The sequence below is a fragment of the Streptomyces sp. NPDC111507 genome (genome assembly GCF_055638955.1).
Genome location: NZ_JBVKBU010000003.1, coordinates 556,430 through 582,845, shown reverse-complemented (window position 1 = coordinate 582,845; position 26,416 = coordinate 556,430). Strand labels below are relative to the sequence as shown.

The 26,416-nt window shown below is 66.8% G+C and carries 19 protein-coding genes and 3 pseudogenes; 12 read left to right on the top strand and 10 right to left on the bottom strand.

Translation table 11 applies throughout. From position 1 onward, the window contains the following. Nucleotides 1–27 precede the first annotated feature (27 nt). Both ACZ7M2_RS15225 and ACZ7M2_RS15220 read right to left on the bottom strand, forming a co-directional pair. The gene (locus ACZ7M2_RS15225) at nt 28–2,337 is read right to left on the bottom strand and encodes an MMPL family transporter (protein WP_471595631.1); all 2,310 of its coding nucleotides are present in this window, start codon (nt 2,335–2,337) and stop codon (nt 28–30) included. Between the two features lie 1,342 nt (nt 2,338–3,679). Continuing rightward, nucleotides 3,680–4,339, bottom strand: coding sequence for a S1 family peptidase (locus ACZ7M2_RS15220; RefSeq protein ID WP_471595630.1), 660 nt, complete (start codon nt 4,337–4,339; stop codon nt 3,680–3,682). 487 nt (nt 4,340–4,826) lie between these two features. On the opposite strand from ACZ7M2_RS15220, the gene ACZ7M2_RS15215 reads away from it, so the two are divergent. Both ACZ7M2_RS15215 and ACZ7M2_RS15210 read left to right on the top strand, forming a co-directional pair. Further along, the gene (locus tag ACZ7M2_RS15215; protein WP_471595629.1) at nt 4,827–5,114 is read left to right on the top strand and encodes a DUF6192 family protein; all 288 of its coding nucleotides are present in this window, start codon (nt 4,827–4,829) and stop codon (nt 5,112–5,114) included. Between the two features lie 288 nt (nt 5,115–5,402). Next, nucleotides 5,403–5,603: an ABC transporter permease subunit gene (locus tag ACZ7M2_RS15210; RefSeq protein WP_471595628.1), complete on the top strand. Its 201-nt coding sequence runs from the start codon at nt 5,403–5,405 to the stop codon at nt 5,601–5,603. Here ACZ7M2_RS15210 and ACZ7M2_RS15205 read toward each other — a convergent pair. After that, nucleotides 5,595–6,668 (bottom strand): annotated as a pseudogene (locus ACZ7M2_RS15205) (IS630 family transposase). The gene ACZ7M2_RS15210 and the pseudogene ACZ7M2_RS15205 overlap by 9 nt on opposite strands. 76 nt (nt 6,669–6,744) lie before the next feature. Here ACZ7M2_RS15205 and ACZ7M2_RS15200 point away from each other — a divergent pair. Continuing rightward, a pseudogene (locus ACZ7M2_RS15200) lies at nt 6,745–7,014 on the top strand (carbohydrate ABC transporter permease); the annotation flags it as partial. Nucleotides 7,015–7,375: 361 nt separating this feature from the next. Here ACZ7M2_RS15200 and ACZ7M2_RS15195 read toward each other — a convergent pair. Continuing rightward, complete coding sequence (locus ACZ7M2_RS15195; RefSeq protein ID WP_471595627.1) at nt 7,376–8,104, bottom strand: TetR family transcriptional regulator; 729 nt, start codon at nt 8,102–8,104, stop codon at nt 7,376–7,378. An 85-nt stretch (nt 8,105–8,189) separates the two neighbouring features. Between ACZ7M2_RS15195 and ACZ7M2_RS15190 the strand changes: the two genes are divergently transcribed. From ACZ7M2_RS15190 to ACZ7M2_RS15180, 3 genes are all read left to right on the top strand, one after another. Continuing rightward, the gene (locus ACZ7M2_RS15190) at nt 8,190–9,344 is read left to right on the top strand and encodes an acyl-CoA dehydrogenase (RefSeq protein ID WP_471595626.1); all 1,155 of its coding nucleotides are present in this window, start codon (nt 8,190–8,192) and stop codon (nt 9,342–9,344) included. 11 nt (nt 9,345–9,355) lie between these two features. Continuing rightward, on the top strand, nt 9,356–10,261 hold the full coding sequence (locus tag ACZ7M2_RS15185) for a 3-hydroxybutyryl-CoA dehydrogenase (protein ID WP_471595625.1): 906 nt from the start codon (nt 9,356–9,358) through the stop codon (nt 10,259–10,261). A 1,526-nt stretch (nt 10,262–11,787) separates the two neighbouring features. Continuing rightward, nucleotides 11,788–12,753: an alpha/beta hydrolase gene (locus tag ACZ7M2_RS15180; RefSeq protein ID WP_471595624.1), complete on the top strand. Its 966-nt coding sequence runs from the start codon at nt 11,788–11,790 to the stop codon at nt 12,751–12,753. A gap of 157 nt (nt 12,754–12,910) precedes the next feature. Here the strand turns inward: ACZ7M2_RS15180 and ACZ7M2_RS15175 are convergent, their stop codons facing one another. Beyond that, complete coding sequence (locus tag ACZ7M2_RS15175; protein ID WP_471595623.1) at nt 12,911–13,564, bottom strand: TetR/AcrR family transcriptional regulator; 654 nt, start codon at nt 13,562–13,564, stop codon at nt 12,911–12,913. Nucleotides 13,565–13,725: 161 nt separating this feature from the next. On the opposite strand from ACZ7M2_RS15175, the gene ACZ7M2_RS15170 reads away from it, so the two are divergent. The 6 genes and pseudogenes from ACZ7M2_RS15170 to ACZ7M2_RS15145 all read left to right on the top strand — a co-directional run. Further along, nucleotides 13,726–14,796, top strand: coding sequence for an alpha/beta hydrolase (locus ACZ7M2_RS15170; RefSeq protein ID WP_471595622.1), 1,071 nt, complete (start codon nt 13,726–13,728; stop codon nt 14,794–14,796). 44 nt (nt 14,797–14,840) lie between these two features. Beyond that, nucleotides 14,841–15,803 carry an MBL fold metallo-hydrolase gene (locus ACZ7M2_RS15165; protein ID WP_471595621.1) on the top strand — a complete coding sequence of 321 codons (963 nt, stop codon included), beginning with the start codon at nt 14,841–14,843 and terminating at the stop codon, nt 15,801–15,803. Between the two features lie 28 nt (nt 15,804–15,831). Further along, a complete protein-coding gene (locus tag ACZ7M2_RS15160) occupies nt 15,832–16,740 on the top strand; it encodes a fumarylacetoacetate hydrolase family protein (RefSeq protein ID WP_471595620.1) in 909 nt (302 codons plus the stop codon). A 335-nt stretch (nt 16,741–17,075) separates the two neighbouring features. Continuing rightward, a complete protein-coding gene (locus tag ACZ7M2_RS15155) occupies nt 17,076–18,197 on the top strand; it encodes an IS630 family transposase (protein ID WP_471595619.1) in 1,122 nt (373 codons plus the stop codon). Nucleotides 18,198–18,240: 43 nt separating this feature from the next. Next, entirely contained in the window at nt 18,241–19,023 is a 783-nt protein-coding gene (locus tag ACZ7M2_RS15150; protein WP_471595618.1) for a class I SAM-dependent methyltransferase, read from the top strand. Nucleotides 19,024–19,152: 129 nt separating this feature from the next. Then, nucleotides 19,153–19,668, top strand: a pseudogene (locus ACZ7M2_RS15145) (IS701 family transposase); the annotation flags it as partial. A 201-nt stretch (nt 19,669–19,869) separates the two neighbouring features. On the opposite strand, the gene ACZ7M2_RS15140 reads toward ACZ7M2_RS15145, so the two are convergent. From ACZ7M2_RS15140 to ACZ7M2_RS15120, 5 genes are all read right to left on the bottom strand, one after another. Then, a complete protein-coding gene (locus ACZ7M2_RS15140; RefSeq protein ID WP_471595617.1) occupies nt 19,870–20,610 on the bottom strand; it encodes a LuxR C-terminal-related transcriptional regulator in 741 nt (246 codons plus the stop codon). 56 nt (nt 20,611–20,666) lie between these two features. Beyond that, nucleotides 20,667–21,596 carry an SGNH/GDSL hydrolase family protein gene (locus ACZ7M2_RS15135; RefSeq protein ID WP_471595616.1) on the bottom strand — a complete coding sequence of 310 codons (930 nt, stop codon included), beginning with the start codon at nt 21,594–21,596 and terminating at the stop codon, nt 20,667–20,669. Nucleotides 21,597–21,671: 75 nt separating this feature from the next. Continuing rightward, nucleotides 21,672–22,328 (bottom strand): response regulator, encoded by a 657-nt coding sequence (locus ACZ7M2_RS15130; RefSeq protein WP_471595615.1) that lies wholly within the window; start codon nt 22,326–22,328, stop codon nt 21,672–21,674. Next, a complete protein-coding gene (locus ACZ7M2_RS15125; RefSeq protein ID WP_471595614.1) occupies nt 22,325–23,644 on the bottom strand; it encodes a sensor histidine kinase in 1,320 nt (439 codons plus the stop codon). The genes ACZ7M2_RS15130 and ACZ7M2_RS15125 overlap by 4 nt, the downstream gene beginning before the upstream one ends. A 111-nt stretch (nt 23,645–23,755) precedes the next feature. Then, nucleotides 23,756–26,308 carry an MMPL family transporter gene (locus ACZ7M2_RS15120; protein WP_471595613.1) on the bottom strand — a complete coding sequence of 851 codons (2,553 nt, stop codon included), beginning with the start codon at nt 26,306–26,308 and terminating at the stop codon, nt 23,756–23,758. Nucleotides 26,309–26,416: the final 108 nt, after the last annotated feature.

Here is a 26,416-nt window from a genome sequence, read left to right as displayed (position 1 = left end):
GTGGATCGGTGACCGCCCGGCCCGGCTTTAGTCGTGCGGTGGAGCCCCATGACCAGCGGATTCGTCCTCATCCGTCCGGCCTGCGACGGCCGCCCCAGTGGCCAGGGACAGGTTGCGCTCTGCTAGGTCCGGAGCCGTCCTGTCCGTGGGCGCAGGCTGCGTGGCGCCCGCCGCGAGCCGCCTTTCGAGTGTCTGTCCCTCGATGTCGAGGTATGGCAGCGCGCGCTCCAACCAGCTCGGCCGCCACCACGCCGCCTTGCCGAGCAGACCGAGGACGGCCGGCACGATCGTCATCCGCACCACAAAGGCGTCCAGCAGCACGGCGATGGCGAGGCCGAAGCCGATCTCCTTGATCACGATATTCGCGTTGGTCAGGAACCCGAAGAAGACGGAGATCATGATCAGTGCGGCGGCGACCACTACGCGGGCGCTGCGTCGGAAGCCGGAGACCACCGCGTCACTGGTCTGTTCGCCGTGGGTGTGCGCTTCGTGGATCCGGGAGACGAGGAAGACCTCGTAGTCCATGGCCAGGCCGAACGAGATCCCGACGATCATGATCGGGAGGAACGACTGGAGCGGACCGGTTGCCGGGACACCGAACAGTTGGGCGAGCCAGCCCCACTGGAAGACCGCGACCATCGCGCCAAGGCTGGCGAGTACGGAGAGCACGAACCCGATCGTTGCCTTGAGCGGAACCAGGACGGAGCGGAAGACGACGAGCAGGAGCAGGAACGCGAGTCCGACAATGGTCAGCAGATAGGGGATGAGGGCACCGCTGACCTTCGCGGCGATATCGATGTTTGCCGCCGTCAGACCGGTGACGAGATAGGTGGCGCCGGTCTGCGCCTGGATAGTGGGACGCTCGGCGCGGATCTTGTCGACCAGGGTGGACGTTTCCGACGCGTCCGGTGCGGTAGCCGGAATCAAGGTGATGACGGCCGCTTTTCCTGCTTGGTTGAACTGCGGCGCGGAGACCTCGACCACACCCGGTATGGCCCGGAACTTGTCGGCGACTTTGGCCGCGGAGCTCTTCGCGTCCGTCGCGCTCTGGGGGGTGACGACAACGGCGAGCTGTCCGTTGTACCCGGGACCGAACGCGCGGCTGATGTCGTCGTAAGCGCGCCGCTCGGTGGAGGATGTGGGCAAGATCGCGTTGCCGGCTTCGCCGAGCCTCATGTGCGTGGCCGGCAGAGCGATTGCTCCGAGCCCTATCACGCCGAGGAGCAGCAGCGGGACCGGATGGCGCAGCACGAAACCTGCCCACTGGCCGCCTATGTTCAGCTTCTTCTCCGCAGGTTCGAGGGGAGTGCCATTGCGGATTGCCCTGCGCGCGGAGCGGCGCAGCACGGCGCGCGGCCAGATGCCCAGGAGCGCCGGCACGAAAGTGAGCGCGACCAGTACGGAGATGGCGATCGTCGCCGCGGCGGCCAGGCCCATCTTCGTCGAACTGGGGATGCCGACCACCGAGAGACCTGCCAGGGCGATGATGACGGTCAGGCCTGCGAAGACCACGGCCGAGCCGGCGGTGCCCACGGCGACTCCGGCGGCCTGTTCCGGTTCACGGCCCCGGGAGCGTTCCTCCCGGTATCGGGAGACGATGAACAGCGCGTAGTCGATGCCGACTGCCAGGCCCAGCATCAGAGCGAGTTCTTGAGACGTGGAGGAAAGGCCCAACGGCTTGCTCAGAGTGATGATCCCGAACAGGCTCAGCCCCACCCCGACGATGGCGGTCAGCAGAGGCATCCCGGCTGCGGCCAAGGCGCCGAAGGTGATGAACAGGATGATTGCGGCGGCGATAAGGCTGAAGATCAGGGCCGTGTCCGAAGCCGCAGGTGAGAGAGCGTCTCCGCCGATCTCCACCGTCAGACCCGCATTTCGACCGATCTGTGCTGCGTCCTGCAGCGTCTTCGTCGTCGCGTCGGTCAGGCTGTCCCCGTTCACGCTGTAGTTGACGTCGCCGATCCCGGTCGAGCCATCCTTGCTCACCTGCCCGGCCTGAGAGGGTGTGTCGGAGCTGGTGACCTGCGAGGACTTCGCCGCTGCAGCGACGGTCTCGTCGATGGCCTTCTTGTACTTCACCGCGGTGATCTTCTCGCCATGTGGGGCGACGAACACGATCTGGGCCGAGGCGCCGTTGGGATTGGCGTGGAAGTCGTTTTGGATCTGGGTGTTCGCCTTCGAGAACTCGGTTCCCGGAATGGATGTGTTGTCCGGTGGGGCAGCCGGGGCGCGCAGCCCCGCGACGACGACACCACCGAGCACCGCCACCCATATCAAAAGAACGGACCAGCGGTGCCGGAATGCGAACCGGCCCAATCGATAGAGAAGGGAAGGCATGGGAAGGATCTCCGCATCTGCTCTGGGGCTACCCTCCGCAGACTCCCTTCATCAGGCTGCTGCCGTCGTCACTCGGCTGACGGCAGTCGCACTACGCGAGATCTCGTACCTTTCCCGGGGCACTACGGCGAATTGCGTAGTCGCGGAGCCCTGAACCAGATGACAGCGGTCCAGTGTCCGGCAGGCACCCCGGGATGCCACTGCTCGCTCATCAGGGTGATCGGCGAGTTCGTCACCGATCGCCCGGCTCCGCCCCTGCGGCGCCGGGCGGGGCGGAGTGGCGGACCGCACCGAAAACTGATCGTTCGACCATCGTCCACGACGTGCTCGTCACCCAGGCGGTATGGTGCGGCGCCGCGGAGGCCGGCTGGAGGTGTTGGTATTCGGCGGTCGCCCGCAGTATGGGTGCCGTTGTGGTGGAGTGGCGCGGGCGGGTATTGACCTGCTGAGACCAGGCGTGCCTCGGCGTCGCTCGAATCCACCGGTCCGTCGGCTCGTCTCTCCGTGACCCGGCCAAGCCTGGCGTCCTTGAAAGCACTCCCACCAAGAGACGAGATCACTGCGCGAGCTGGGTCTGACTGACCCGTGTCTCAAGCTAGGAGCGCGGGTCCGTGCAGGCTGCCAACCCTGGACTGCAGACCTGCCGGAGAACTAGAACCGTGGTGCGAACGGGGTCTCCAATGAGACGCCCAAAGGGCCTTGACGACCCAGCAGTCGGCGATGTCCGTCAGAGAACCGAACGACAACTGGGACTGGTTGATCCAGGAGGAGCCGGTCGGTGTGAGGGTAGTTCACTGCCACTGGGGGTCACCGAAGATTCCACCCCAGGGTGGTATCAGGGTGGCAGTGGGCATGCCTACAGTTTCATTGGCAACAGTAACTTGAACTCTAAAGGAGACCCCGTGAGTGTTGTGTCGAATAGGCTCCGGAAGGCTGCGGTGATGGGCGCCCTAGTGTGTGCCGCCCTCGGAACGTTGCTCGTATCGCAGACCCCCGCTCATGCGACTGGTATCGGCCGCCCGGGGTCTCCGACGTACTGCCAGACCTATCCCACCAGGTGTTGACCAGGTCGCATCAGGAGAAGCGCCTCCCTGCGACCGGGGGGTGGGGCGGACCGGGCAACCGGTTCCGCCCCGTTCAGTACTGCCCTGGCAGGGAGGTCCGCCAGTTTCTCGCTACAGTCCGTGATTCTCAATGCCGTACGACCAGTCGAGCCGGTGAAGAGGCCGCCTGCGTCCGCGTGGTGTCGGCCCGCGTTGCCTCTGCACAGCTCCGGCGAAGTGGGACGTACGAGGTTCTGGGCGGGCCCGGCGCCATGGCAAAGAGCCGACAACAGCAGGGCTCAGACCCCGGTGACCTGCCTGATCCAGGCACGGTGGGAGGCAATGCTGCTGTACTCGCTGGGCCCGAACACGACACCGACCTGCTTGCCCTTGTAAAAGGCGGGGCCCCCGGAGTCGCCGGGCTCGATGTCGCCGCTGAGCTTCTTGGTCCAGATGGCGCGCCCGATGATGTCATCGTGGCTGACCGAGGTCACGCGGAGCGTCGCCGTGTGCAGGTCTTTCGGGTGTTTGCCCTTCGAACCGTATCCGTAGGCGTTGACGACGGCCCCCTTGCGCGGGTCGGTCTTCGCGAGCTGGACATGCGGAGCCTTGACAGGCTTGGCGAGCCGGAACAGTGCCACGTCGTCGAGGCCCTCGGTGTTCATGTGCTTGATCTTCGTCACGGCGACTTTGGTGCCGTGCCCGATCCGCACGGAGTCGACCCGAACGGACATCGTTCCCGGATCGTCACCGTAGCAGTGGTAGGCCGTGAGTACCCACCGATCGGTGAGCATGGTGCCCGTGCAGGCGTAGTGTCCGTCGTTGTACACCTGCACGGCCCAGGGCGCGGATGAGACGGCTGTGCCGCCGCTGATCGCCTCGGCGGAGCCGGCAGGTACGACGAACGCGGCGGCGAGCCCGACACCGGCAGCGATGGTGACGCGTTGGGGGTGGCGCATGGGACTGCTCCTAGCTGGTCCTGGGGACGGTGGGGTGGCGGCCGAGGACGGCGCACCACCGTGATCGGCGGTGCGCCGCCCCTGACTTGGATCAACCATCGCTGAGGGGTGGAGGCCAGGGCTTCGGCCAAATGGCCGCAGATACGGAGAAGAAAGAGGCGTATGCGGATGAACGGCCAATACTTTCGGCCGAGGAAGAGTTTCAATCGGTAGATCACCGTCTTTACGACGAGCTGGTGGCCAAGCCGTTAGGCCTGGTGGAAGAGGACACCGGCTGTCAGTTTGCCCTCGGGACGCTGCGTTGGAGCTGGAGCGGCTTCGCGGTCACGGGGGTCATCTGCCACTCGATGAGAGTGATCAGAGTGTGGCGGAGTCGCTGTGGCTGTTCACCGAGGAGATCGGGCTGTCCTTCTATCCGTTCCGCACACAGCGGTGGGTGGCCAAGCAGTGGCCCGCTGAGCACTGACGGGCGGGCGGCTCCTAGGAGGTGCACCGGATCCTGGCGTCCGTGCCGGACCGGTTCGAACTGATCCGGAACCCGCTACTGAGTGAGAGCACCGGCCGGCGCCGGTGGAGTGTAGAGGTGGCCAAGAAGTTGGTGGGCTGGAAGACCGAGCAGATCGAGGTCCGGGTCACCACCAAGGAGAAGATCGAGGCGATCCGTGAACTGACGGATGGTGACGAAGCGGTGGCGGCGCAGGCGGCCACCGACTTCTCGCGCCGGCCAGAGGTGGCGTTCAGGCCATGTGGGATGCCGAGGCCCGGGACAACGTGAATGAGGCCCAGTTCGAGCAGGCCGGGCTGGATGACGACGACAGGTTCGACGAGGAGTACGAGGAAGCCTTCGCCGAGGACGGCGAGCCGTTCGACGACCCGGTCCGCATCGTCCACAGCTGGCGGAGGTCGATGGAATACAGCGACCTGATCGCCATCTGCCAGGTATTCAAAGCGGTCGGTTCACTACGCCGGGGGCGCTGCTTGTGGCCTGCCTGGACCGAAGGGGTGTACCGGTGCTCCCGGTGTTTCGGGTGTGTGGGCGAACAGGGCGCCTGCTGCTGGTTCCATGCTCCGGCAGGTCGGCCTCTACGACACGAAGATCAGCGTGATCATCGTGCTCGCCACTCTCTCCGCCACCTTCGGCATCTACATGCTCTCTGCCGTCCTGTCCGACTTCCCTCCCGAGATCCTCGAAGCCGCCCGCATCGATGGAGCAGGCCGGCTGCGCATCCTCGTCAGCGTTACTGGCTTCGGCTGGTTAGAGTGACGTTGGCGTGTCGGGGGCCAGGCCGGTCCCGGCTATGAATCCGCTGAGGGTGTCGGGCCGGTACTGGAGGCGCTTGAGGCGGTTGCGAACGAGGACTTCGAGTCGGCCGAGTGCGACGACGGCGAGATTGGCCAGGCTGCGTTTGACGTGGGCCCACACGCCCTCGACAGGGTTCAGGTCCGGGGGCAGGCCGCAGGAACACGGTCAGCCACTCGCGCTCGGTGATCAACTGTCGCATCCTGCGGGAGACATGAGTGTTCAGCCGGTCCCACACCAGCACGATCGGTGCCTTGACCAGCTGGTGGGCGCCGTCGATCAGGGCGATGAAGTCGCGTTCGCCCAGGCTGCGTCGCTTGCCCTTGCCGGCGGGGTGGGTGCGCAGGCGGTGGCACAGCCGTGTGCGGGAGCCGGGCCGCAGGGTGATGAGTCCGGCGACTGACAGGCGTCCCGAGCGCCGCCCGCTGACCGTCACGACCGGCGTGTGGCAGCGTCGGCCCTACGTGCGTCCTTTGGGCGGCCGTCGGGTGAAGCCTGCCTCGTCCTCGAAGCAGATGTAGCCTCCGCAGGCCGCCCTGGCTCCTTTACCTCGGCCCAGGTCGCCTCCTTCCACACCTTCACGGCCTGCTCGTCGCGTTCGGCCACCCGCCGCGCGGGTACCTGCGGGCTGAAGCCGAGCCGGTGCATCAATCTGGTGGCCCCGGAGATGCTGTAGGAGACATGGAACCTCCTGCCGATCAGCGTGGCCACCCGCGCAGCGGTCCACACCTGGTCCTCCACCCAGCCGTGCGCGGCCGGCCCCTGCTCGAGATACGCGGCGAGCTTCTCCAGGCAGCGTGGAGAGAGACGGCACCGTGATCCGGTCGGGCCACGGGACGACAGGGCCTACACCCCGCTATCGCGCCATACCTGGTGCCACTGATAGGCGGATTTCCGGCTCACTCGCAGCCGCCGCGCGACCTCCTACGGCTTGATCTTCTGCTCGAACAGCTCGGCCGCCTGCATCCGTACCGACTCCCGGCGCTGACGCCCCGCAGTGGTCAGTCCGCCCCCATCCGCATACCTCACACACCACTGGATACGGCCAACAACCCGCCCTCACCAGGAACTTCGCGAAAGATCGCCCTAACGAGCCGAAGTCAGTATCACCCCGGTCATCCGCCCCACTCTCGGAGTGCTGGCCACCTTCTTCTTCATCTGGACCTGGAACGACTTCTTCATCCCCCTCATCCTGCTGCCCTCCAGCGACAACCAGGCCGTCTCCGTCTCCCTCGGACTGCTCTTCGGCCAGTTCACCACCGCCCCGGTCCTAGCCGCCGCAGCAGCACTCGCCGGCCTCCTGCCCACCCTCCTTTTCTTCGCGATCTTCCAGCGCACCCTCACCAAGGGCATCACCGTGGGATCGGTCAAATAGCCAGTCATCCCGACCCGCTTCCCATACCGTCGAACTTCGCCCGGGTGGCCTTCCCGACCATCTCCATCAGCGGATCCATGGCGTACCACCTGACGCGAACCGAAGCGTCGGCGTCCTCGCGGCGGCTGCGGAACCCCGGCCCGGCGATCCCACCCAGACTCCCACCCCGCACCACCAACATCACCAGACTCCAAGCTGGCATGGCCCAAGACAAACCCTGTTGAATGCCCTCAACACTTACCCCCGACCAACTCCAAGGGCAGATCCACCCGGCATGCAGTGCCGCAGATCGGCAGATCTGACACCGCTTACCCAGAAACCGGCAGGGAACTGAGTTCGCGAATATAGGGAACTTAGTTCCCTAAGTCATGAGAGTCGAGCCCGGCCATGAGCCTTCGAGTTGCTGCACGACCTGCCACATCGGGGTGTTCGTGCGGGTGATCACAACTACTGTTTCCCCCGCGTCGCTCCATGTGTGATGGACGAGGCCCAGCGCTTGGTCGACAGCGGCGACAGCGTCCCCGCTGCCTCCGGAGCGGAGCCAGGCCCGCAGGCCGTAGTTGTGGGCCGCCACCACGCTGGCGGCCAGGGCGTAGGCGCGGGCGCCCCCCTGGGGGAGAGTGGCAAAGCGGCGCTCGAGATAGGACGCGAGGGCCCGTTCGTACTGCCACACCATCGAGATCTCGTGATTCTTAAGGGCTGGCACGCTGCGAGTAAGTACATAACGTCGCACCGAAAACTCGGCGTTCTCCGCGTACATGCGGACTACGAGCCGTGCTGCACCGCAGGCCCGGCCCACCGGGTCGGGGTCCGTGGCGCCTTGGGCGAGGTAGTCGACCATCTCGGCGAGGGCTCGCTCGTGATCGGGGAAGACAACCTCCTCCTTGGTCGGGAAATACCGGAAGAAGGACCGTCGGCCGACGCCGGCCCGGCGCGCGATGTCGTCGATGGTCGTGGCGTCGTAGCCGAACTCCGTGAACAGCTCGAATGCCGCGGATACCAGCTCGCCCCGGATGGACGCCTTGGGGGGCTTCGTGCCCGCGGATTCATCCGGCGCTGGTCGCTGTGGTTGTCCGGCCTGGTCGCTCATGACGAAAACGTACACCCCTCCCCGTCGATGGCACTCAGTGCGCATAATGAGGGTACTGAGTGCCAGCGCTGGAGTGGAGTTACGCGTGACTGACTTCGACCTGTACCGCCCGTCCGAGGAGCACGACATGCTCCGTGACGCGATCCGTTCACTGGCCGAGGCGAAGATCGCGCCACACGCCGCCGTGGTGGACGAGGAGGCCCGCTTCCCGCAGGAGGCGCTCGACGCCCTGGTCGCGGGCGACCTGCACGCGGTGCACGTGCCCGAGGAGTACGGCGGGGCCGGCGCCGACGCGCTCGCCACGGTCATCGTGATCGAGGAGGTCGCCCGCGCCTGCGTCTCCTCCTCCCTCATCCCGGCCGTGAACAAGCTGGGTTCGCTCCCGGTGATCCTCTCCGGTTCCGAGGCCCTCAAGCAGCAGTACCTGACGCCGCTGGCCAAGGGCGACGGCATGTTCTCGTACTGCCTCTCCGAGCCGGACGCGGGCTCCGACGCGGGCGGCATGAAGACGAAGGCGGTCCGCGACGGCGACCACTACGTCCTCAACGGCGTGAAGCGCTGGATCACCAATGCGGGCATCTCCGACTACTACACGGTCATGGCCGTGACCGCCCCGGAGAAGCGCACCAAGGGGATCTCAGCCTTCGTCGTCGAGAAGGCCGACGAGGGCGTCTCCTTCGGTGCCCCGGAGAAGAAGCTCGGCATCAAGGGCTCGCCGACCCGCGAGGTCTACTTCGACAACGTCCGCATCCCCGCCGACCGCATGATCGGCGAGGAGGGCACCGGCTTCGCCACCGCCATGAAGACCCTGGACCACACCCGGATCACCATCGCCGCCCAGGCGCTCGGGGTCGCCCAGGGCGCCCTCGACTACGCCAAGGGCTATGTCCAGGAGCGCAAGCAATTCGGCAAGCCGATCGCCGACTTCCAGGGCATCCAGTTCATGCTCGCCGACATGGCCATGAAGATCGCCGCCGCCCGCGCCCTCACATACCAGGCCGCGGCCGCCTCCGAGCGCGGCGACGCCGACCTCACCTTCCAGGGCGCGGCGGCGAAGTGCTTCGCCTCCGACGTCGCCATGGAGGTCACCACGGACGCCGTCCAGCTCCTCGGCGGCTACGGCTACACCCGCGACTACCCGGTCGAGCGCATGATGCGCGACGCGAAGATCACCCAGATTTATGAGGGCACGAACCAAGTCCAGCGGATCGTCATGGCAAGGAACCTGCCGGGCGTATGAGGAGCTCCACGATGACAACGAATATGAAAACGACTGACGTGCGCAGCGTGGGCGTAGTGGGCTGCGGTCTCATGGGCTCCGGAATCGCCGAGCTCTGCGGCCGCAGGGGCCTCGACACCCTCGTCTACGAGGTAGATGTTCGGGCAGTCGAGGCCGGGCGCGGCAGAATCGAGAGCTCCCTGGCGCGTGCGGTGGAGCGGGGCAAGCTCACCGAGGCAGATCGCGATGTGACTCTGAAGCGGGTGACATTCACGACCAGCCTCGAGGACTTCGCTGATCGAGACCTGGCCATCGAGGCGGTACCTGAGGACGAGGGGCTGAAGCTGCGTGTCTTCGCCGCCCTCGACGAGGCTATGTCCCGTCCTGACGCGCTGCTTGCGTCAAACACCTCGTCGATCCCCATCATGAAGCTCGCTGCCGCGACGAGCCGTCCCGGCCAGGTGGTCGGCCTGCACTTCTTCAATCCTGTGCCAGTCCTCAACTTGGTCGAGTTGGTTCCGTCGTTGGTGACTGCCGACGCAGCCTGGGAGCGGATCCGCGTCTTCGCGGCGGACACCCTGGGCCGGCATGTGATCGCCTCCCAGGATCGGGCCGGATTCGTCGTCAACTCCCTGCTGATCCCCTACATCGTTGCGGCGATCCGCATGTTCGAGTCGGGCTTCGCGGCCGCACAGGATATCGACGAAGGCATGGTTCGTGGCTGCGCCCACCCCATGGGCCCGCTTAGGCTGGCTGACCACATCGGTCTGGACACCACCCTCGCCGTAGCCGAGTCCCTCTACGCCGAATTCCGCGAGCCTCATCTCGCGCCACCGGCCCTTCTGTCACGGATGGTCCAGGCGGGTCACCTCGGCCGTAAGGCCGGCGTCGGCTTCTATGAGTACCCTGCCCGCAAAGCTGCGGAGAGCGGCACATGATGGCAGTGGCCTTCCCGCTGCTTCCCGCGGGGAGTTGCCGGGTGCTGCGAGGCCGTCCTGTCGGCTGGCGGTCTGGAGCGCGAGGCGAAGCCCTTCGGTTTCCTCCAGGCTCATGTGTACGGGATGTAGCCAGGCAAGTGCATCACGGCTGCGTGTTTCGAGCAGGAGTAACGGGCTGGCGACGCCCCATCGGGAGAAGGGTGACGTCGCCGATCGAGCCGCCCGCGACTGGCGTCTTGCGACCTCGGCGGTGATCGGTGTCGTTGCCAGTCAGCGCGCTGGGCCGGCGGGATGTTGCCGGGGGTTGAGGTATGCCAGGCAACGTGCAGTGCTCCACATGCCAGTGGTTGCGTGGGTGGGGTAGGTGCGATGGTCGACGGCTTGGGGCGGCGTTGTGGTCTGGTGCTGCGGCTCCGCTCGCTAATCGCCGTCCTCGACGGGCGTTGAGTCCTGGGGTGCCACGCTGAGGACGAGACCGCGTTCATCTCGCGTACTTCATCGAGTACCTGCCACCGCCCCGGCTCCGCGTTAGTCGAAGCGGGCCCGACGGGAAGTCGTTCCCGCTGACGAACATACCGCCGGTCCGTTGATAAGTGACCGGCGGTTCGTTATGGTGGAGAACGAGCAAGATACCGGCAGTCCTAAATTGGGAGGTCGTCATGTACCAGGTTCCTGACCAGGGGGGAAAGTCACCTGGTGTGACCGGCGTGAACGGTGACAACGGGAAGAAGGTCGCACAGGCCCTGGCTGGAGCTGACGCTATGGTCATCCGCGCGGTACGCGCTGGCGGCGTGATCTTGGACGATGGCCCGCGGGACCTACTGCTGAACAGTGTGGGCATGGTGGAGCCGCCAACCCGTCACGTCACCGTCGACGGCTGCGACCTGCCGGGTCTAAGTCAACCTCCTCGACAACAGCGCCAACCCAGTTGACGAGTCGGGCGGGGGAGGTGTATGAGACTTCGCCGACCGTCGCAGCGCGTGGAAGCGTGCGCCAGTACTCGGTGAGACCAGGCACCGCATTCTCCGCGACCGGGTCCGTTCAGCCGGTCATTCCGCTCTGAGTCGCACGGACCTTCATGTCGCAGAGTGGCACACAGCCACTCCTCGCGGGCCATCTCGACTTTGAAAGCACCTTCGGCCGGGGCCATTTGACCAGAAGTACGCACCTGGCAGCCAGGTAAGACACCTTCTGTGGTCCTCCCGGAGGTCGAACGGGTACAGCCAGTTCGCGCGTCATTGGGCGCGTGCACCGGCCCGTGTTGACGCGGCGGGCTGTCGTCTAAACCCCTACCCGGGGCTTCAGCGAGCTGCCGTACGTCTTCATTATCGGTTGGACGAGCATGGCGTCGACCGCGCCGACCTTGTGGTCAGCAGCCGGCACTGGGCACTGTTTCTCTCTGAGACCCAACGCCAGCTCCTGTACGCGACGGCAGTGTTGCTCGCGTCGGCACATGCCTTCGCAACCCCCGTACTCCACGCATTCCGGCTGCGTACGACGCGACGCGCCTCACCAAGGAGATCATCATGTCCTATGCCATTGACCCTGAGCTGGTGCCCATCGTGGAGATGCTCCCACTCCTTCCGTATGACGATGTCGAGGCGACGCGAAGGATAGCGACCGAACATGGCGCGATAACCCCGCGTCCCGAGACATCCGTCCCGGTGGATGTACGCGATGCCACGGTGCCGGGGCTTGGGGGAGCGCCGGAAGTTCCAGTGCGCGTGTACACGCCTAAGGGCCATCCGGATGAGGGTGCACAGGGCGCATTGGTCTACTTCCACGGCGGCGGCTTCGTCGCCGGTGACGTTCCCGCCAACGACGGCCGCACTTACACGATCGCCGCCGAGTCGGGCGCGATCGTGGTCTCCGTCGACTACCGGCTGGCTCCCGAGGACCCGTTCCCGGCCGGGGCCGAGGACTGCTACGCGGCCTTCGTCTGGACGGTTGACAACGCCGCCGAACTGGGCATCGCACCCGAGCGGGTCGGTGTGGGGGGCGACAGCGCAGGCGGGAATCTCGCGGCCGTGGTCGCGCTGATGGCTCGGGACCGGGGCGGCCCGGCACCATGCTTCCAGTACCTGGGGGTTCCCGCCCTGGACGACCGCCTCGGCACCCCGTCCATGAACGCATTCACCGACACGCCGGTCCTCACCGGGCCCGGCGTCGCCATCATGTGGGACTACTACCTCGGGTCGGGTCGCCGGGGCGGAGATGACATCTCCCCCTACGCCGCTCCGGCCCGCGCCGAAGACCTGGCCGGCCTTCCGCCGGCCTACATCTCCGTCTGCGAGTTCGACCCGCTGCGAGATGAGGGCATGGACTACGCCCAGCGCCTCGTTCAGGCCGGAGTGCCCACCGAACTCCACCTCTTCCCGGGCACCTTTCACGGAGCCTTCGGAATCCCGGGCCCGGAGATCAGTCACCGGATGAACGCTGAGGCGAACGCCGCCATCGGTCGCGCTCTGCGGGTGCCGCGGCAGTCCCAGTGAAAGCGGAGGCTTGTATCCCGCCGATCCCTTCTGGCCGTGGACCGCGTCGACGAATCCCTGTCGAACTCCACGCCGACAAGGGCTACGACTACCCGCAACGATGCCTCCGCGCCGGATCGGAAGCCAAAGGCTGCCCAGGTGTGCACAAGCGCAGTTGTCAGCGGCGAGGCTCCGTCAGGCCGTCGAAGAGTAGATCAAGCTTCTCTCGGAGGGCTGCGGCGAGGGGAAACGGCCCGTCGGCGTGCTGCCGTGCCTGGAGCCACCGCAGGAGCGTGTCGGAATAGCAGGCGCAGAGCGTCTCCGCGACTGTCTCCGCAGGGACCGAGCGCCGGAAGTCGCCGTGTTCCTGCCCCCGCCGGATGCTGTCTCGGAAGGTTTCGAAGATCGGGAACGGGCTCTCGAAGGTCCCCAGTTCGCTCAACCAGCCCAGAGATAGGACCTGGGCTGTCCGCGGGTCCTGCTCGTTGGCCTCGGCCAGAACCTCCATCTGCGCCTCAAGCTGGCGTCGGGCTGTGGCCTGGCGGACGGTGTCCTCTTCCAGGCGAGCCGCCACCTGCTCGCGGCGTTCCGTCGCCCAGACCTCCAGCATGTCCCGTTTACGGGGGAAGTGGTTGAAAACTGTGCGGCGGGCGAGGTCCGCACGCTCGGCGATCTGGTCCACTGTCGTCGCCGCGTAACCCTGCTCCGCGAACAGATCCAGTGCGGCGTGCAGGATCGCGGTGCGGATCTGCTGTCGTTGCCGTTCCCTGCGGCCGGCCGGTTGCCCGGCCGCTCCGTTGGGGGTTACGGCGGACGCAGTTGATCGGGTCACGGGCTCCCCTTGTAGTGCAGTGGCTGTGGGTGTTCTCGGAAGATGTGAGAGCTCCATCATAATCGTGCACTCTTGATGCATTCATGCATCGTGATGCACACTCCGGGGAGGTGGGGCGCAGTAGGTGTCCTGACCTTCACCTTCATCGGAGGGCCGCACCCATGCCATTCGCATTCTCTGTCGATCCGGCCGAGCTCATCGAGGAGCGCAAGCCCCAGTGGCTCCTGGCCGGCCTCGCCCCGGTCCTCTTGGACCGGATGGCCGGCCGCATCCACGATCTGTGGGCGGACGGTCCCGGCGGTTGGGTGCACGAGTGGTCGGCGCTCGCCGAGCGCGAAGAGAAGGACGGCAACCTGCTCCGGGCAAGCAGCCTCTACGCAATCGCCAAATTCCCCGTTCTCGCAAACGACGCCCACAGGCGCGCGTACGAGAACCATCTGCGTACCTTCCTGCAGGCCGCGCCCGGATTCGAAGTGCCCTTCGAGCGGCAGGTCCTCGATGTGCCCTTTCGCGGGCGGGTGGCGCAGGTCCCCGTGCACCTCTACCTTCCCGATCACCTGCCCCCGGAGGCACCCCTGGTGCTGGTCTTCAGCGGAGTGGACACATGGAAGGCTGAAATTCATCCCGTCGCGGTCGCGACGGCACAGATGGTCGGCGCGAGAGTCGCCGCTGTCGACATGGCCGGCACTGGCGAGTCACCGGTCGCCAACGGTCCCGACGGGCAGCAGTACATCGCCGGCGTCCTGGACGCACTGCGCTTCCGCTTTCCCCAGGCCCGGCGTGTGGGCGCCATGGGCTTCAGCTTCGCAGGCCACTGGACGATCAAGCTGGCGCTGCTCGGCAGAGTGGACGCCGCCGTGAGCATCGGCGGAATCGTCGACGCCGCATTCGACCCCGCGCATATCGCCCGCCTTCGCTACGGCATGGCAGGCATCTTCGGCAACTCCCTCCGCCTGGGCGCCGAGCCGAGCACGGATGAACTCGCCGCCGCCATGGCGCCGTTCTCCCTGCGCGTCCAGGGGCTGCTGGACAACTGGGGACAGAGCCCTGTACCGCTGCTGTTCATCAACGGTGCCGAGGACCAGCACGTACCGGCCGAGGACGTGGTGCCACTCGAAGCCCGACCGAACACGGTCATCAGACTCGTTCCGAACGCGACTCACTGCGCGCTGCAGCGATACGACGAGCTGCTCCCGTGGAGCATGCAGTGGCTCGCGGACCGCCTGGCCTGACAACCGTCGCCCCACAGCCCTGCCCTCCGACCAGAAGGACGTTCATGCTGGAGAGTCACCGCACACCCGCTGCGGCCCCCTGTGGTCCTGCCCCCCAGTCTCATCTACTGGAAGTCGCTCCAGGAGCTCACGCCTGGGTCCAGCCCGACGGCACGTGGTGGCTCAACAACGCGGGTGCCGTCGTCGGAGACGATGGCACCGTACTGATCGACGCCTGCGCCACCGCGCGGCGCACCCAGGCCTTCCTTTCCGCCGTCGCCGAGGCGTCCGGCCAGGCACCGGTCCTTGCGGCGGTCACCACCCACGCGCACGGCGATCATTCTCACGGCAACGCCCTGCTCCCTCCGCATGTGCCGATCCTGGCCCATCCGCAGACCCGCCAGGCGATCCTGCAGGACACTGTCCTGACCTCACCTCCATCGATCTGGGCGCCCGTTCCCGACTGGGGCATCACTCGGCATCGTCCGCCCAACGTGATCGTCAGCGACAAGGCGACGCTGCACAGCGGAGATCGACAGATCGAGGTCCACCATCCCGGGTACGCCGCGCATACCCCCGGCGACCTGATCGTGTGGCTGCCGGATGCCAGAGTCCTGTTCACTGGTGACCTGCTCTTCCACCACGTCACACCGCTGGTGTTCACAGGCTCCGTGGACGGCGCTCTGCGCGCCTTGAACTGGCTCGCCCGCTTCCCTGCCCAGCATGTCGTGCCCGGCCATGGCCCTCTGATCGACCGTGACCAGTTCGGCGACGTGCTCGACGCCCACGCGCGCTACTACCGCTACGTCCAACGCATCGCCCGTGACAGCCGTGCCCGAGGTCTCACACCTCTGGAGGCCGCGAGCAGCTGCGACCTGGGTGAGTTCGCCGACTGGCCGGATCAGGAGCGCATCGTGCTGAACCTGCACCGTGCCTATTGCGACGAGGACAACGCTTCCCTCGACATCGAAGCGGCCTTCAGCGACGCCGTAGCGTTCAACGGTGGCCCTCTGCACTCAGCCCTATGATCCGCGACGCCCACTCAGGAGTTCCCTCGTGCGCTTTGTCACCTACACCCATCCCGACGACGGCGAGCGCGTCGGTGTCCTTGACGGCGACCTCGTCCACGCGCTGGAGCCCGGACTGAGCCTGGTGGACCTGCTAGGCGACGACGGCGAACGTCTCGCTACCGCCGGCCGAGGGGCCCTCGCCAACCCCCACCAGGTCCGCAGGATGAACGAAGTCACTCTGCGTGCGCCCATCCCTCAACCGCCCACAGTCCGGGACTTCATGGTCTTCGAGCGGCACCTCGCCGGTGCCATGAAACTCGCTGATCCGCAAGCGACGATCCCGCTGCAGTGGTACAAGGCGCCTGCGTTCTACTTCACCAACCCCTACGCCGTCATCGGACCCGATGAGCCCGTCCCCGTCGCCCCCGGCAGTACCCTCTTCGACCTGGAACTGGAGGTAGCGGCAGTCATCGGTCGCGCCGGAACGAACCTCACGGCCGAGGAAGCGGAGGCGCACATCGCCGGATATACCATCCTCGTCGACTGGTCCGCCCGGGACCTGCAGTTCTCGGAGATGCAGGTCGGCCTGGGCCCCGTCAAGAGCAAGGACACTGCCACCACTCTCGGGCCGGCCCTGGTCACCCCGGACGAGCTTACGACCACTCGCGGTGGAAAGTCTTTCGACCTCCGCATGACCGCAGCCGTCAACGGCACAGTGATCGGCGAGGACACCCTCGCCTCGATGACGTTCTCGTTCTCGGAGATGGCGGCCTACGCCTCCCGGGGCACATGGATCAAGCCGGGTGATGTCCTCGCATCCGGTACGTGCGGAGGCGGTTGTCTCGCCGAACTGTGGGGTCGGCAGGGAATCGATGCTCATCCGCCCCTTACACGTGGAGACGTAGTCACCGTATCCGTGGAGCAGCTAGGCAGCGTAACCTCACGCATCGTCTGAACTATCTGGCCCAGCCCGCAACCGCCTGGATCCCCTGTCGGCCCCACGTTTCCGCGATCACTTCCACAGCGGAAACAACAGGACTCCGCCCTTGACCCGGCTTGCTCACTATGAGCACGTAACTCACCGTCGCGGGGGAGATCCCGGTCTCCCGCGCGACATCCGCGCCGGTCACGCGGCTCCGGCCGGATGTCCTGGTCATGCGATCCCACCTTCTGACAGACCACTTGCCAAAGCCCGGGGCTGCGGCTAGTGCTCTGACCACGTAGGTTCGCCGGGTTGGGTGTCCGAGCGGTTGGATGAACGGTGACGTCCGTTCTGACCGCTGGGGTGTGGTGGCTGAGCCTGTCCGTGTGCGCAGGTTGACTGACCAGGAGGGGCAGAAGCTGCAGCAGATCGTGCGCCGGGGCAGCACTAGTTCGGTGCGTTACCGGCGCGCGATGATGTTGCTGGCCTCGGCTGGCGGGAACCGGGTGCCGGTGATCGCGAAGTTGGTGCAGGCCGACGAGGACACGGTCCGGGACGTAATCCACCGGTTCAACGAGATCGGTCTGGCCTGCTTGGACCCTCGGTGGGCGGGAGGCCGTCCCCGCCTGCTCAGTCCTGACGACGAGGACTTCGTCGTCGAGACGGCCACCACCCGACCGACCAAGCTCGGGCAGCCCTTCACGCGCTGGTCCATCCGCAAACTCGCCGCCTACCTGCGCCGCGTACACGGCCGTGTGATCCGGATCGGCCGCGAGGCGTTACGGTGCCTGCTCGCCCGCCGCGGTGTCACCTTCCAGCGCACCAAGACTTGGAAGGAATCCCCCGACCCCGAGCGCGACGCCAAGCTTGACCGGATCGAGTACGTGCTGGAGCACTTCCCGGACCGAGTGTTCGCGTTCGACGAGTTCGGCCCGCTCGGCATCAGGCCCACCGCCGGGTCGTGCTGGGCTGAACAGGGTCGGCCCGAGCGGCATCCCGCGACCTATCACCGTACTCACGGGGTGCGCTACTTTCACGGTTGCTACTCGGTCGGCGACGACACGCTCTGGGGCGTCAACCGGCGCAAGAAGGGGGCCGCGAACACCCTGACTGCGCTGAGGTCAATCCGGGCTGCCCGCCCGGACGGCGCCCCGATCTACGTCATCCTGGACAATCTGTCCGCCCACAAGGGCGAGACCATCCGGCGCTGGGCAAAGAAGAACCGGGTCGAGCTGTGCTTCACCCCGACCTACGCGTCCTGGGCCAACCCGATCGAGGCGCACTTCGGACCGCTGCGGCAGTTCACCATCGCTAACTCCAACCATCGTAGCCACACCGTGCAGACCCGAGCCCTCCACGCCTACCTCCACTGGCGCAACGCGAACGCCCGCCACCCCGACGTGCTGGCCGCCCAACGCCGCGAACGCGCCCGTATCCGCAGCGAGAAGGGCATCCGCTGGGGCGGCGGAAGTCAGGCAGCCGCTGCCTAAAACTGCCCGCGCTCCCCGGCGGCCACGCACTACGGTGGGATACATGTCCGAGCCCTCCGTGCGGGATTTCTACGACGATTTGGCCCACGACTACCACCTGATGTTCCGGGACTGGGACGCAAGCATGACCTACCAGGCCGAGGTATTGGGCGGCCTCGTCCGCCAATCTCTCGGCGCGGGACCGCACACCGTCCTGGACTGCTCGTGCGGGATCGGCACCCAGGCCATCGGGCTGGCCCGGGCCGGGCACCAAGTCGTCGGCAGCGACCTGAGCCCGGTCGCCGCCGCGCGCGCCGCCGCCGAGGCGGCGGCCCGTGGCAGCCGGCTTCCGGCCGCTGCGGCTGACATGCGCCAACTGCCTTTCAAAGAGACGTCATTCGACATCGTCCTCTGCGCGGACAACTCGCTCACGCACCTACTCTCCGGGCAAGATCTCCGGACGACACTCCGCGGCATGAGACGGGTACTCCGAGACGACGGACTGTTGATGATCACTGTCCGGGCCTACGACGAGGCGCGCCAGACCAGACCCACGTCGACACCTCCCCAGGTCTCGCAAACACGCGACGGCCAAGCGATCACCTTCCAGCTGTGGCACTGGCACGAGGACGGCGAACGCTACGACCTGGAGCACTTCCAGCTCATCCCCGCAAAGACCACCTGGCAGGTCCGAGTCCGCCGGACCACCCACTGGGCGCTGACGCCCCCGCAGTTGACAGAGTTCGTGACTGAAGCCGGATTCACCAACATCGCCTGGCACAGTCCGGCCTCCAGCGGGTACTACCAGCCCGCACTCACCGCACAGCGCGCTCCCTCAGCGCAGTAGCCCAGACATCGGCTCCGCCTTGCCTAACTTTCCGTTCATCCATGGCAAACCGGTGAACGTTGCCGGTCACAGCACTAGTAGGACTCCGTTAGGTCTGACTCGTGGTCCTGTTTGGGGCATGGTGGGGGTGTGGACGCACATGAAGTGAACCGTGCTCGGGCGAAGTTGGCGTTATTCGTGGCTGACGTGTTCGCGTCGGTGCCTCGCAAGGATCAGCGGGCGAAGGGTGACTGCTATCTGCGGGGGCTGATGCTGGACGGGCGGCGCAAGTCCGTCCAGGCCATGGCGGAGCGGCTGCCGGACGGCAACGAGCAGAACCTGCAACAGTTCGTGAACCAGTCGACCTGGGATCCGGTGCCTGTGCGGCGGCGGATCGCGGAGCGGATGGTGCCGCAGATCGGCCCGGATGCCTGGGCGGTCGATGACGTGTCGTTCCCCAAGGACGGGAACATGTCGGTGGCGGTCGCGCCCCAGTACTGCGGGGCTTTGGGCAAGCAGGCCAACTGACAGGTCGCGGTGAGCGTGCACGCGGTCTCCGACACAGCGTCCTGTCCGCTGCAGTGGCGGTTGTTCGTGCCCGAGGAGTGGGCGCACGATGCCGGACGGCGGAAGAAGACCGGGATACCGCAGGAGGTCGGGCACCGGATGAACGCCGAGGCGAACGGCGCCATCGGCCGCGCTCTGCGAGCGCCACGGCAGTCCCGATGACAGCGGAGGTCTGCTGTCCTAGCCTCGCCCGGTGCAAGTGGAGTTGGGACGATTCGGTGTCGGAATGTGCGGCTGGTCATTGTCAGCCCGCAGTCGGTCGACGTCTTGTAGTGCCGTCTGACACGAGGCCTCCCGTGTTCACCGAGGCATTCGTCGTCTGGCGTGCGCGCACTGATCAGGGCGTAGGTATGTCCCGGATGCGCCTGGCCCCACCAAGCCCGTCTCATACGCGATCACTACGGCCTGCACTCGGGCGTGCACGCCGAGCTTGGCGAGGATGTTACTGACGTGCGTCTTGACCGTCGTTGGTGCGATGGAGAGCCGCTGCGCGATTTCCGTGTTGCTCCAGCCAGAGGCGATCGCGATGAGCACTTGGCGTTCTCTATCGGTGAGGAGGGCGAGTCTGGGGTCGTATCGGTTGCTAGGGGTCTCGCCGCGGAGTGTGTCGACGAGAGTGCGGGTCAGCTGTGGCGGAAGGACGGACCCGCCGCCGGCGATGACGTGGATGGCTGCGGTGAGTTGGTCTGGGAGGGTGTCCTTGAGGAGGAGTCCGCCTGCTCCGGCACGCAAGGCCGTGCAGGCGGACTCGCCGTTGGGAGCCACCACCAGGACACGAGGGGAGGGCTTCCTCCCGCTCCCCGCAATGGCCGCGAAGGGGCCGTCGAGAGTGGCGATGCGCCGTATGGTCCGCACGCTCTCCGCGTCGGGTACGCCCATGTCCATGAGGACGACATCGGGGCGGAGTTCGGCCGCGGCATCGGCCGCTTGGGCGTTCGAGGCAGCCTCACCAACGATGATGAGACCGGGCTGTGCTTCCAAGAACAAGCGCAGGCCACGACGTTGCAGTGGCTGATTGTTGAAGATGAGTACGGTGGTCATGCGAGCGCTCTCCCAGCGAAACCGGGACTCGGGCGGGTCGGGGAATCGCCGTGTGTTCAGTCTCTGAGGGCATCCAGGACGGCGGTGGCCATGCCCTTTTCACCACGTTCGTTGGGGTGGACCGCAGCTGCCTGGCTGTCGGGCCTGACGGGTTCGATCCAGCGGGTGCTTGTGGGGGAGCAGGTGTCGTGTCCGACGGACGGAGTGAAGACGTCGACATACGTTGCTCCGGCGGTCCTCGCCCGGTCGTGCAGCATGGTGTTGAGCTGCTCTTCCTTCTGACGGAGGTAGGTGACGTCGCCGGGGGCCAGGGGCATGTCGCGGCCGCAGGTCGCGGCGTCGGTAGGCAGGATCGAGGGATAGCCGACGATATAGATCCGGGCTTCGGGTGAGCGTCGTTCGATCTCCCTGAGGGTGCGTGCTAGTGCTTCGCCCGCCGTCCGGATCCGCCCGCTCACCTGGTCGGTCGTTCCCGCGACGTACCGTTCCTTGCAGGGAGCGGTGTTGGAGACGGTCTTGATGGTGTCGGCGAGTTTGAAGAGCACGCCAGTTGTCACGCACTTGGTGATCATCGAGCCGAAGCCGATGTCGTTGCCGCCGATGCCGAGGGTGACCAGCTTCGTGCCGGCGGACAGCGCTGAGAGCTGGGCGGGGTTGGTGCCGCTCCCGGTGGACTGGGGCGCGGTGAGGTCGGCAAGGGTGGCGCCGCTGCAGCTGACGTCGCGGAAGTCGGCCTTGCTGATGTCGAGTTCCCTGGCCACGAGGGACGGGTAGTTGCGGCCGGAGCGGTCGCAGCCGGCCGGGTTGGAGGTCTGAGGAGGGATTTTCGGCCCTGAGGTGTAGGAGTCGCCGAGGGCGACGTACGGGCCCTTCGGAAGGTGTTTGTCGTCGTCGGCCGGGTGTGAGCTCCGTCCGATAGTGACGGCGGTGATCAGTACCCCGCACGCCAGGGCCACGGCTGCGCCGGTGCGCGTCAACGGTCCCATCGCTGTGTCCTGTTCGTTGTCGTGGGTGTTCGGCTGCGGGGACGTGGTGGTGCGAGGGGAGCGGTGGGGGGTGTTTCAGGCCGGTCTTACGAGGCCGGTGTCGTAGGCGAAGATCACAGCTTGGATGCGGTCGCGGGCGTCGATCTTGGCGAGGATTCGGTTGAGATGGGATTTGACGGTGGACTCGGCCAGGTGGAGGCGGTCGGCGATCTCGCCGTTGGTCCAGCCGCTGGCGACGGCCGTGAGGACCTGGCGTTCGCGGTCGGTCAGCTCGGCCAGGCGGCGTTCCTGCTCTGGGGAGTGGCCGGGCAGGCGGTCGCTGAAGGCGTCGATGAGTTTGCGGGTCAGGCCGGGCGCGATGACGGCGTCGCCGACGGCGACCGCGCGGATGCCGGCGACGAGTTCTTCGGGCTGCGCGTCCTTGAGCAGGAAGCCGCTGGCGCCGGCGCGGAGCGCTTCGTAGGCGTATTCATCGAGGCCGAAAGTGGTCAGGACCAGGATCCGAGAGCGGCCGCCAGAATCCACGATGCGGCGGGTTGCCTCGATGCCGTCCATGCCGGGCATGCGGACGTCCATCAGTACGACGTCGGGGCGGAGCTCGGCGGTCATTCGCACGGCCTCACTGCCGCTGGCGGCCTCGCCGACCACGGTCATGTCGGAGTGCTGCTCCATGAGCATGCTGAAGCCCATGCGTTGCAGGGCCTGGTCGTCGACGATGAGGACGGTCGTCATGCGAACTTCTTCTCCGAGGAGTCGGTGGGCGGGTTGGGGTGGAGGAGGGCGTTGACGGTCCAGCCGCCTTGGGCGTTCGGGCCGGCGGTGACGCTGCCCTGGTAGAGGGCGGCGCGCTCGCGCATGCCGAGCAGGCCCCGGCCGCCGCGGACGGCGCGACGGCCCGTGCCCGGTGTGTGGGATGGCCCGGTGTCCTCGACGGTTACGTGCACGGCGTCGTGGGCGGCAGTGAGGGAGACACGGATCGAGGTGTCGGCGGCGGCGTATTTGACCGTGTTGGTGAGGGCTTCCTGGACGATGCGGTAGATGGAGAGTTGCAGGCCCGGGGACAGGCCGGTGAGGTCTCCTTGTGTGTCCAGGGTGACGGTAGGGCCTGCGCTACGGATCCTTTCCAGGAGAGCGGCGAGATCTGTGACGCCGGGCTGAGGGGCCAGCGGGACGCCGGGAGCGCGGTTGACGTCCTCGCGATCCTCGCGGTCGTCGCTGATGACGGCGAGTAGGCGGCGCAGTTCCGCGAGGGCGTCACGGCCGCTGGCACTGATGATGCGCAGGGTCTGGGCGCCGCGTTCGGGTTTGGCCTCGGCTAGTCCGGCGGCACCGTCGGCGAGTCCGACGATGACGGCCAAGGTGTGACCGAGGATGTCGTGCATTTCGCGGGAGACGCGGGCACGTTCCTGTGCGGTGGCCAAGCGGGCCTGCTGGTCACGTTCCCTTTTCAGGATGTCGATGTAGGCGTACGCGAGGCGCAGGAGGAGGCCGAGCGCGGCGAATGAGGCCATGGCGGCCATCGCCAGCAGGGTGATGACATCGGGGCGCGTGGCGTATTCCAGTTGGCCGCCGCGCCAGAAGAAGTAAGCCCAGGCGGCGAGTTGCACGGTGGTGATGGTGATGGCGGCGGCCACCTGCCGTGGGGTGCAGAAGCGTCCGACGTTGAAGAGGGCCACGACCCTGGCGCATTCGGCACCCGTCAGTACGCCGAAGGGAATGGCCGCGACGGAGGCGGCGGTGGTGAGGGCGAACACCAGCATGGGGCGGCGCTCACGCCACAGCAGCGGGACGGTGAACAGCAGGATGAGCGGCAACTTGGGGTCACCGACGTTGTAGGGGTTGAGATAGGTGTCGATACCGGCCAGGGTGCACAGGACCGGGATGCCCCAGCGCCTGATCCGAGGGTGGGCCCTGTCGGCTCGTCGCCAGGTGGCCAGCCTTGCGATGACCGAGACGATCACACTCTGTTCGGGGTCGCCGGTCAGGGCTGCCAGCACCCGGCCCTCCTCGGGGCGGGGGGTGGGAGCGGGGGCGCTCGGTGCGGTCACGGTGCACCCTTCGTGGACTCGGGGCCGTCCGCCGGTCCAGGGGGATCGGACCGGCGGACGGGGCTGGTGCTGTCGCCTCCCCCGGGCTATTCCGGTGAAGGCCGGTCGGCGTTAGTTCTCGTCGTTGGGCTTCCGCCGCCTCTTCCGGGCCGAGGCCTTGGAGGCGGCCGGTTCGGAGGGGGCGGCGTTGCCACGGGCGAAGCGCTGCTTGAGCTTGGATAGTCCTCGTATCTTGCCCTGGGCCTGCGGCTGCGGTGACGGCGTCGAGGTGACCCCGGGCGTTTCGCCGTACGTGTGAGGGTCCCTGCTTTGGGGCAGCTTGCGGGCTCGCCCGTGGTGGTGGCGGGGGAGCGGCGACTCAGAGGCGGGCATGCCCGGGCTGCCGGGGACTGAGGTGCTGGCCGTGTCGAGACCATATTGGGGATTGCGCTCCGTGCCGGTGTGCGGTGTGGCAGCCACGCCGGCCAGAACGGGCTCGGGTGAGGTGATCGCCTGCTCGGCTGTCAGTGCCTGGCGCAGTTTCTCGCCCTCGACGTCCACGTTCGGCAGGGCACGGTCGAGCCAGCGGGGCAGTGCCCAGGCGCGGTGGCCGAGGAGCGCCATGACCGCGGGCACGATGGTCATGCGGACGACGAAGGCATCGAAGAGGACCGCGGAGGCGAGGCCGAGGCCGATCGACTTGATCAGCGCCGCGTCGTCGAGCAGAAATCCGGAGAACACGGAGATCATGATGATGGCGGCGGCGGTCACGACACGGGCGCTGTGCCGGAAGCCCTGGACGATCGCGTGTGTGGGTTCGGCTCCGTGGACGTACTCCTCGCGCATGCGGGTGACGAGGAAGACCTCGTAGTCCATGGCGAGTCCGAAGACGACGCCGATCAGCAGGATGGGCAGCATGCTGACGATGGGGCCGGTCTGGTCGATGCCGAACAGGTCCTTGAGCCAGCCCCACTGGAAGACTGCGACCAGCAGGCCGAGGGTGGCGACCACGCTGAGCAGGAAGCCGAGGGCGGCCTTGAGGGGGACCATGATCGAGCGGAAGACCAGTAGCAGGAGGATCAGGGCCATGCCGACGACGATGGCCAGGTAGGGGATGAGGGCCTGGGAGAGCTTGGCGGAGACGTCGATGTTGACGGCGGTGAAGCCGGTGACCATCAGATCTGCGCCGGTGTCCTTGTGCAGGTCGGCGCTCTGGCCGCGGATGGCGCCCACCAGATCCTTGGTGGCCTGACTGGTCGGGGCGCTCTTCGGCATGGCGCTGATCAGGGCCACGTCGCCGGCCTTGTTGAAGGCGGCGTCGCTCATGCCGGCGACGTCGTCGAGCTTGCCCAGCAGGGTGGCGGCTTCCTTGGCGGCGGCCTTGGGGTCGTCACTGCCGCGGGCGTCGATGACCACGGTGAGCGGGCCGTTGAAGCCGGGCCCGAAGCCCTTGCTGAGGGTGTCGTAGGCGACGCGCTGGGTGCTGCCCGGCGGCTTCATGCTGTCGTCGGGAAGGGCCAGGCGCAGGGATGTGGCTGGGAGTGCGAGCAGGCCGAGGCCGATGACCGACACGGCGAGGACCTTGACCGGGTTGCGGGTGACGAACTTCGCCCAGCGCACCCCAATCGCATCGCCTTGGCCGCGCTCCAGGGCCTTCATACGGCGGGTCGACAGCCGGTTGCTCGTGATCCGCTTACCGGCGAAGCCCAGCACGGCGGGCAGCAGGGTCAGCGCGATCACCACGGCAACGGCGACGGCGAAGGCGGAGGCCAGGCCCATCGAGGTGAGCGAGTGGATGCCGATGACACTCAAGCCGCTGAGCGCGACGATCACGGTCAGGCCGGCGAAGACGACCGCCGAGCCGGCCGTCCCCAGGGCCCGCCCGACCGCGTCCTCCGGTTCATGGCCGTCGCGGAGTTCGTTGCGGTAACGGGAGACGATGAACAAGGCGTAGTCGATCGCGACGGCCAGCCCCAGCATCAGCGCCAGGGTGGACGCCTGGGAGGCCAGGTCGAAGAACTGGGTGGCGATGGTGATCGACAGGACGGCCGTGCCCACACCGATGATCGCGGTGAGCAGGGGCAGACCAGCCGCGATGAGCGAGCCGAATGTGATGACCAGGGCGACGGCGGCGACCGCGAGGCCGAGCAATTCTGCCAGCTTGCTGGAGGCTTTGTCCTGGACGGCGTTTCCGCCCAGGCTCACGGTCAGGCCGGCCTTCTCGCCCTGCGTGACGACCTCTGCCTGCACATCGTGTGCGGCGGAGCTGACGTCGGCCTGGGCGACCTTGTACGACACCTGGGTGTAGGCGATCGTGCCCGATCGGCTGATCTGGCCGTCGGCGAAGGGGTCGGAGACACTCGACACCTGCGGCGACTTGGTCAGCTTGGCCACCAGGGATTGGATCTCGGTCTTGTGGGCGCCGGAGGTCAGCTTCTGTCCAGCGGGTGCCTCGAAGACGACCCGAGCGGTGGCGCCGTCGGCGGACGCCTGCGGGAACTCCTTCTGTAGGAGGTCGATCGCCTCCTGGGACTGGGTCCCGGGAAGACTCAAACCCTCGGACGTGGAACCGGACGAGTTCACGGCGCCGATACCCACGGCTGCCAGGACGACGATCCACAACATCAGGAATAGGCGTCGTCGCCGGAAGGCCAACCGGCCGAGCCGATAGAGGAAGGTGGCCACGGATTACTCCCACCAAGAGAAGAGGTCATTGCGTGAGCTGGGGCCAACTGACCCGTGATCTCAAGCTAGGAGCGGTTCCAGGCGTGCTCAGCCTCCTGCGGTTCCCAT

Coding starts and splice junctions, on each gene's coding strand:
- ACZ7M2_RS15225 (WP_471595631.1), bottom strand. CDS start 2,337: ATGCCTTCCCTTCTCTATCGATTGGGCCGGTTCGCATTCCGGCACCGC.
- ACZ7M2_RS15220 (WP_471595630.1), bottom strand. CDS start 4,339: ATGCGCCACCCCCAACGCGTCACCATCGCTGCCGGTGTCGGGCTCGCC.
- ACZ7M2_RS15210 (WP_471595628.1), top strand. CDS start 5,403: ATGCTCCGGCAGGTCGGCCTCTACGACACGAAGATCAGCGTGATCATC.
- ACZ7M2_RS15195 (WP_471595627.1), bottom strand. CDS start 8,104: ATGAGCGACCAGGCCGGACAACCACAGCGACCAGCGCCGGATGAATCC.
- ACZ7M2_RS15185 (WP_471595625.1), top strand. CDS start 9,356: ATGACAACGAATATGAAAACGACTGACGTGCGCAGCGTGGGCGTAGTG.
- ACZ7M2_RS15180 (WP_471595624.1), top strand. CDS start 11,788: ATGTCCTATGCCATTGACCCTGAGCTGGTGCCCATCGTGGAGATGCTC.
- ACZ7M2_RS15170 (WP_471595622.1), top strand. CDS start 13,726: ATGCCATTCGCATTCTCTGTCGATCCGGCCGAGCTCATCGAGGAGCGC.
- ACZ7M2_RS15165 (WP_471595621.1), top strand. CDS start 14,841: ATGCTGGAGAGTCACCGCACACCCGCTGCGGCCCCCTGTGGTCCTGCC.
- ACZ7M2_RS15150 (WP_471595618.1), top strand. CDS start 18,241: ATGTCCGAGCCCTCCGTGCGGGATTTCTACGACGATTTGGCCCACGAC.
- ACZ7M2_RS15140 (WP_471595617.1), bottom strand. CDS start 20,610: ATGACCACCGTACTCATCTTCAACAATCAGCCACTGCAACGTCGTGGC.
- ACZ7M2_RS15135 (WP_471595616.1), bottom strand. CDS start 21,596: ATGGGACCGTTGACGCGCACCGGCGCAGCCGTGGCCCTGGCGTGCGGG.
- ACZ7M2_RS15130 (WP_471595615.1), bottom strand. CDS start 22,328: ATGACGACCGTCCTCATCGTCGACGACCAGGCCCTGCAACGCATGGGC.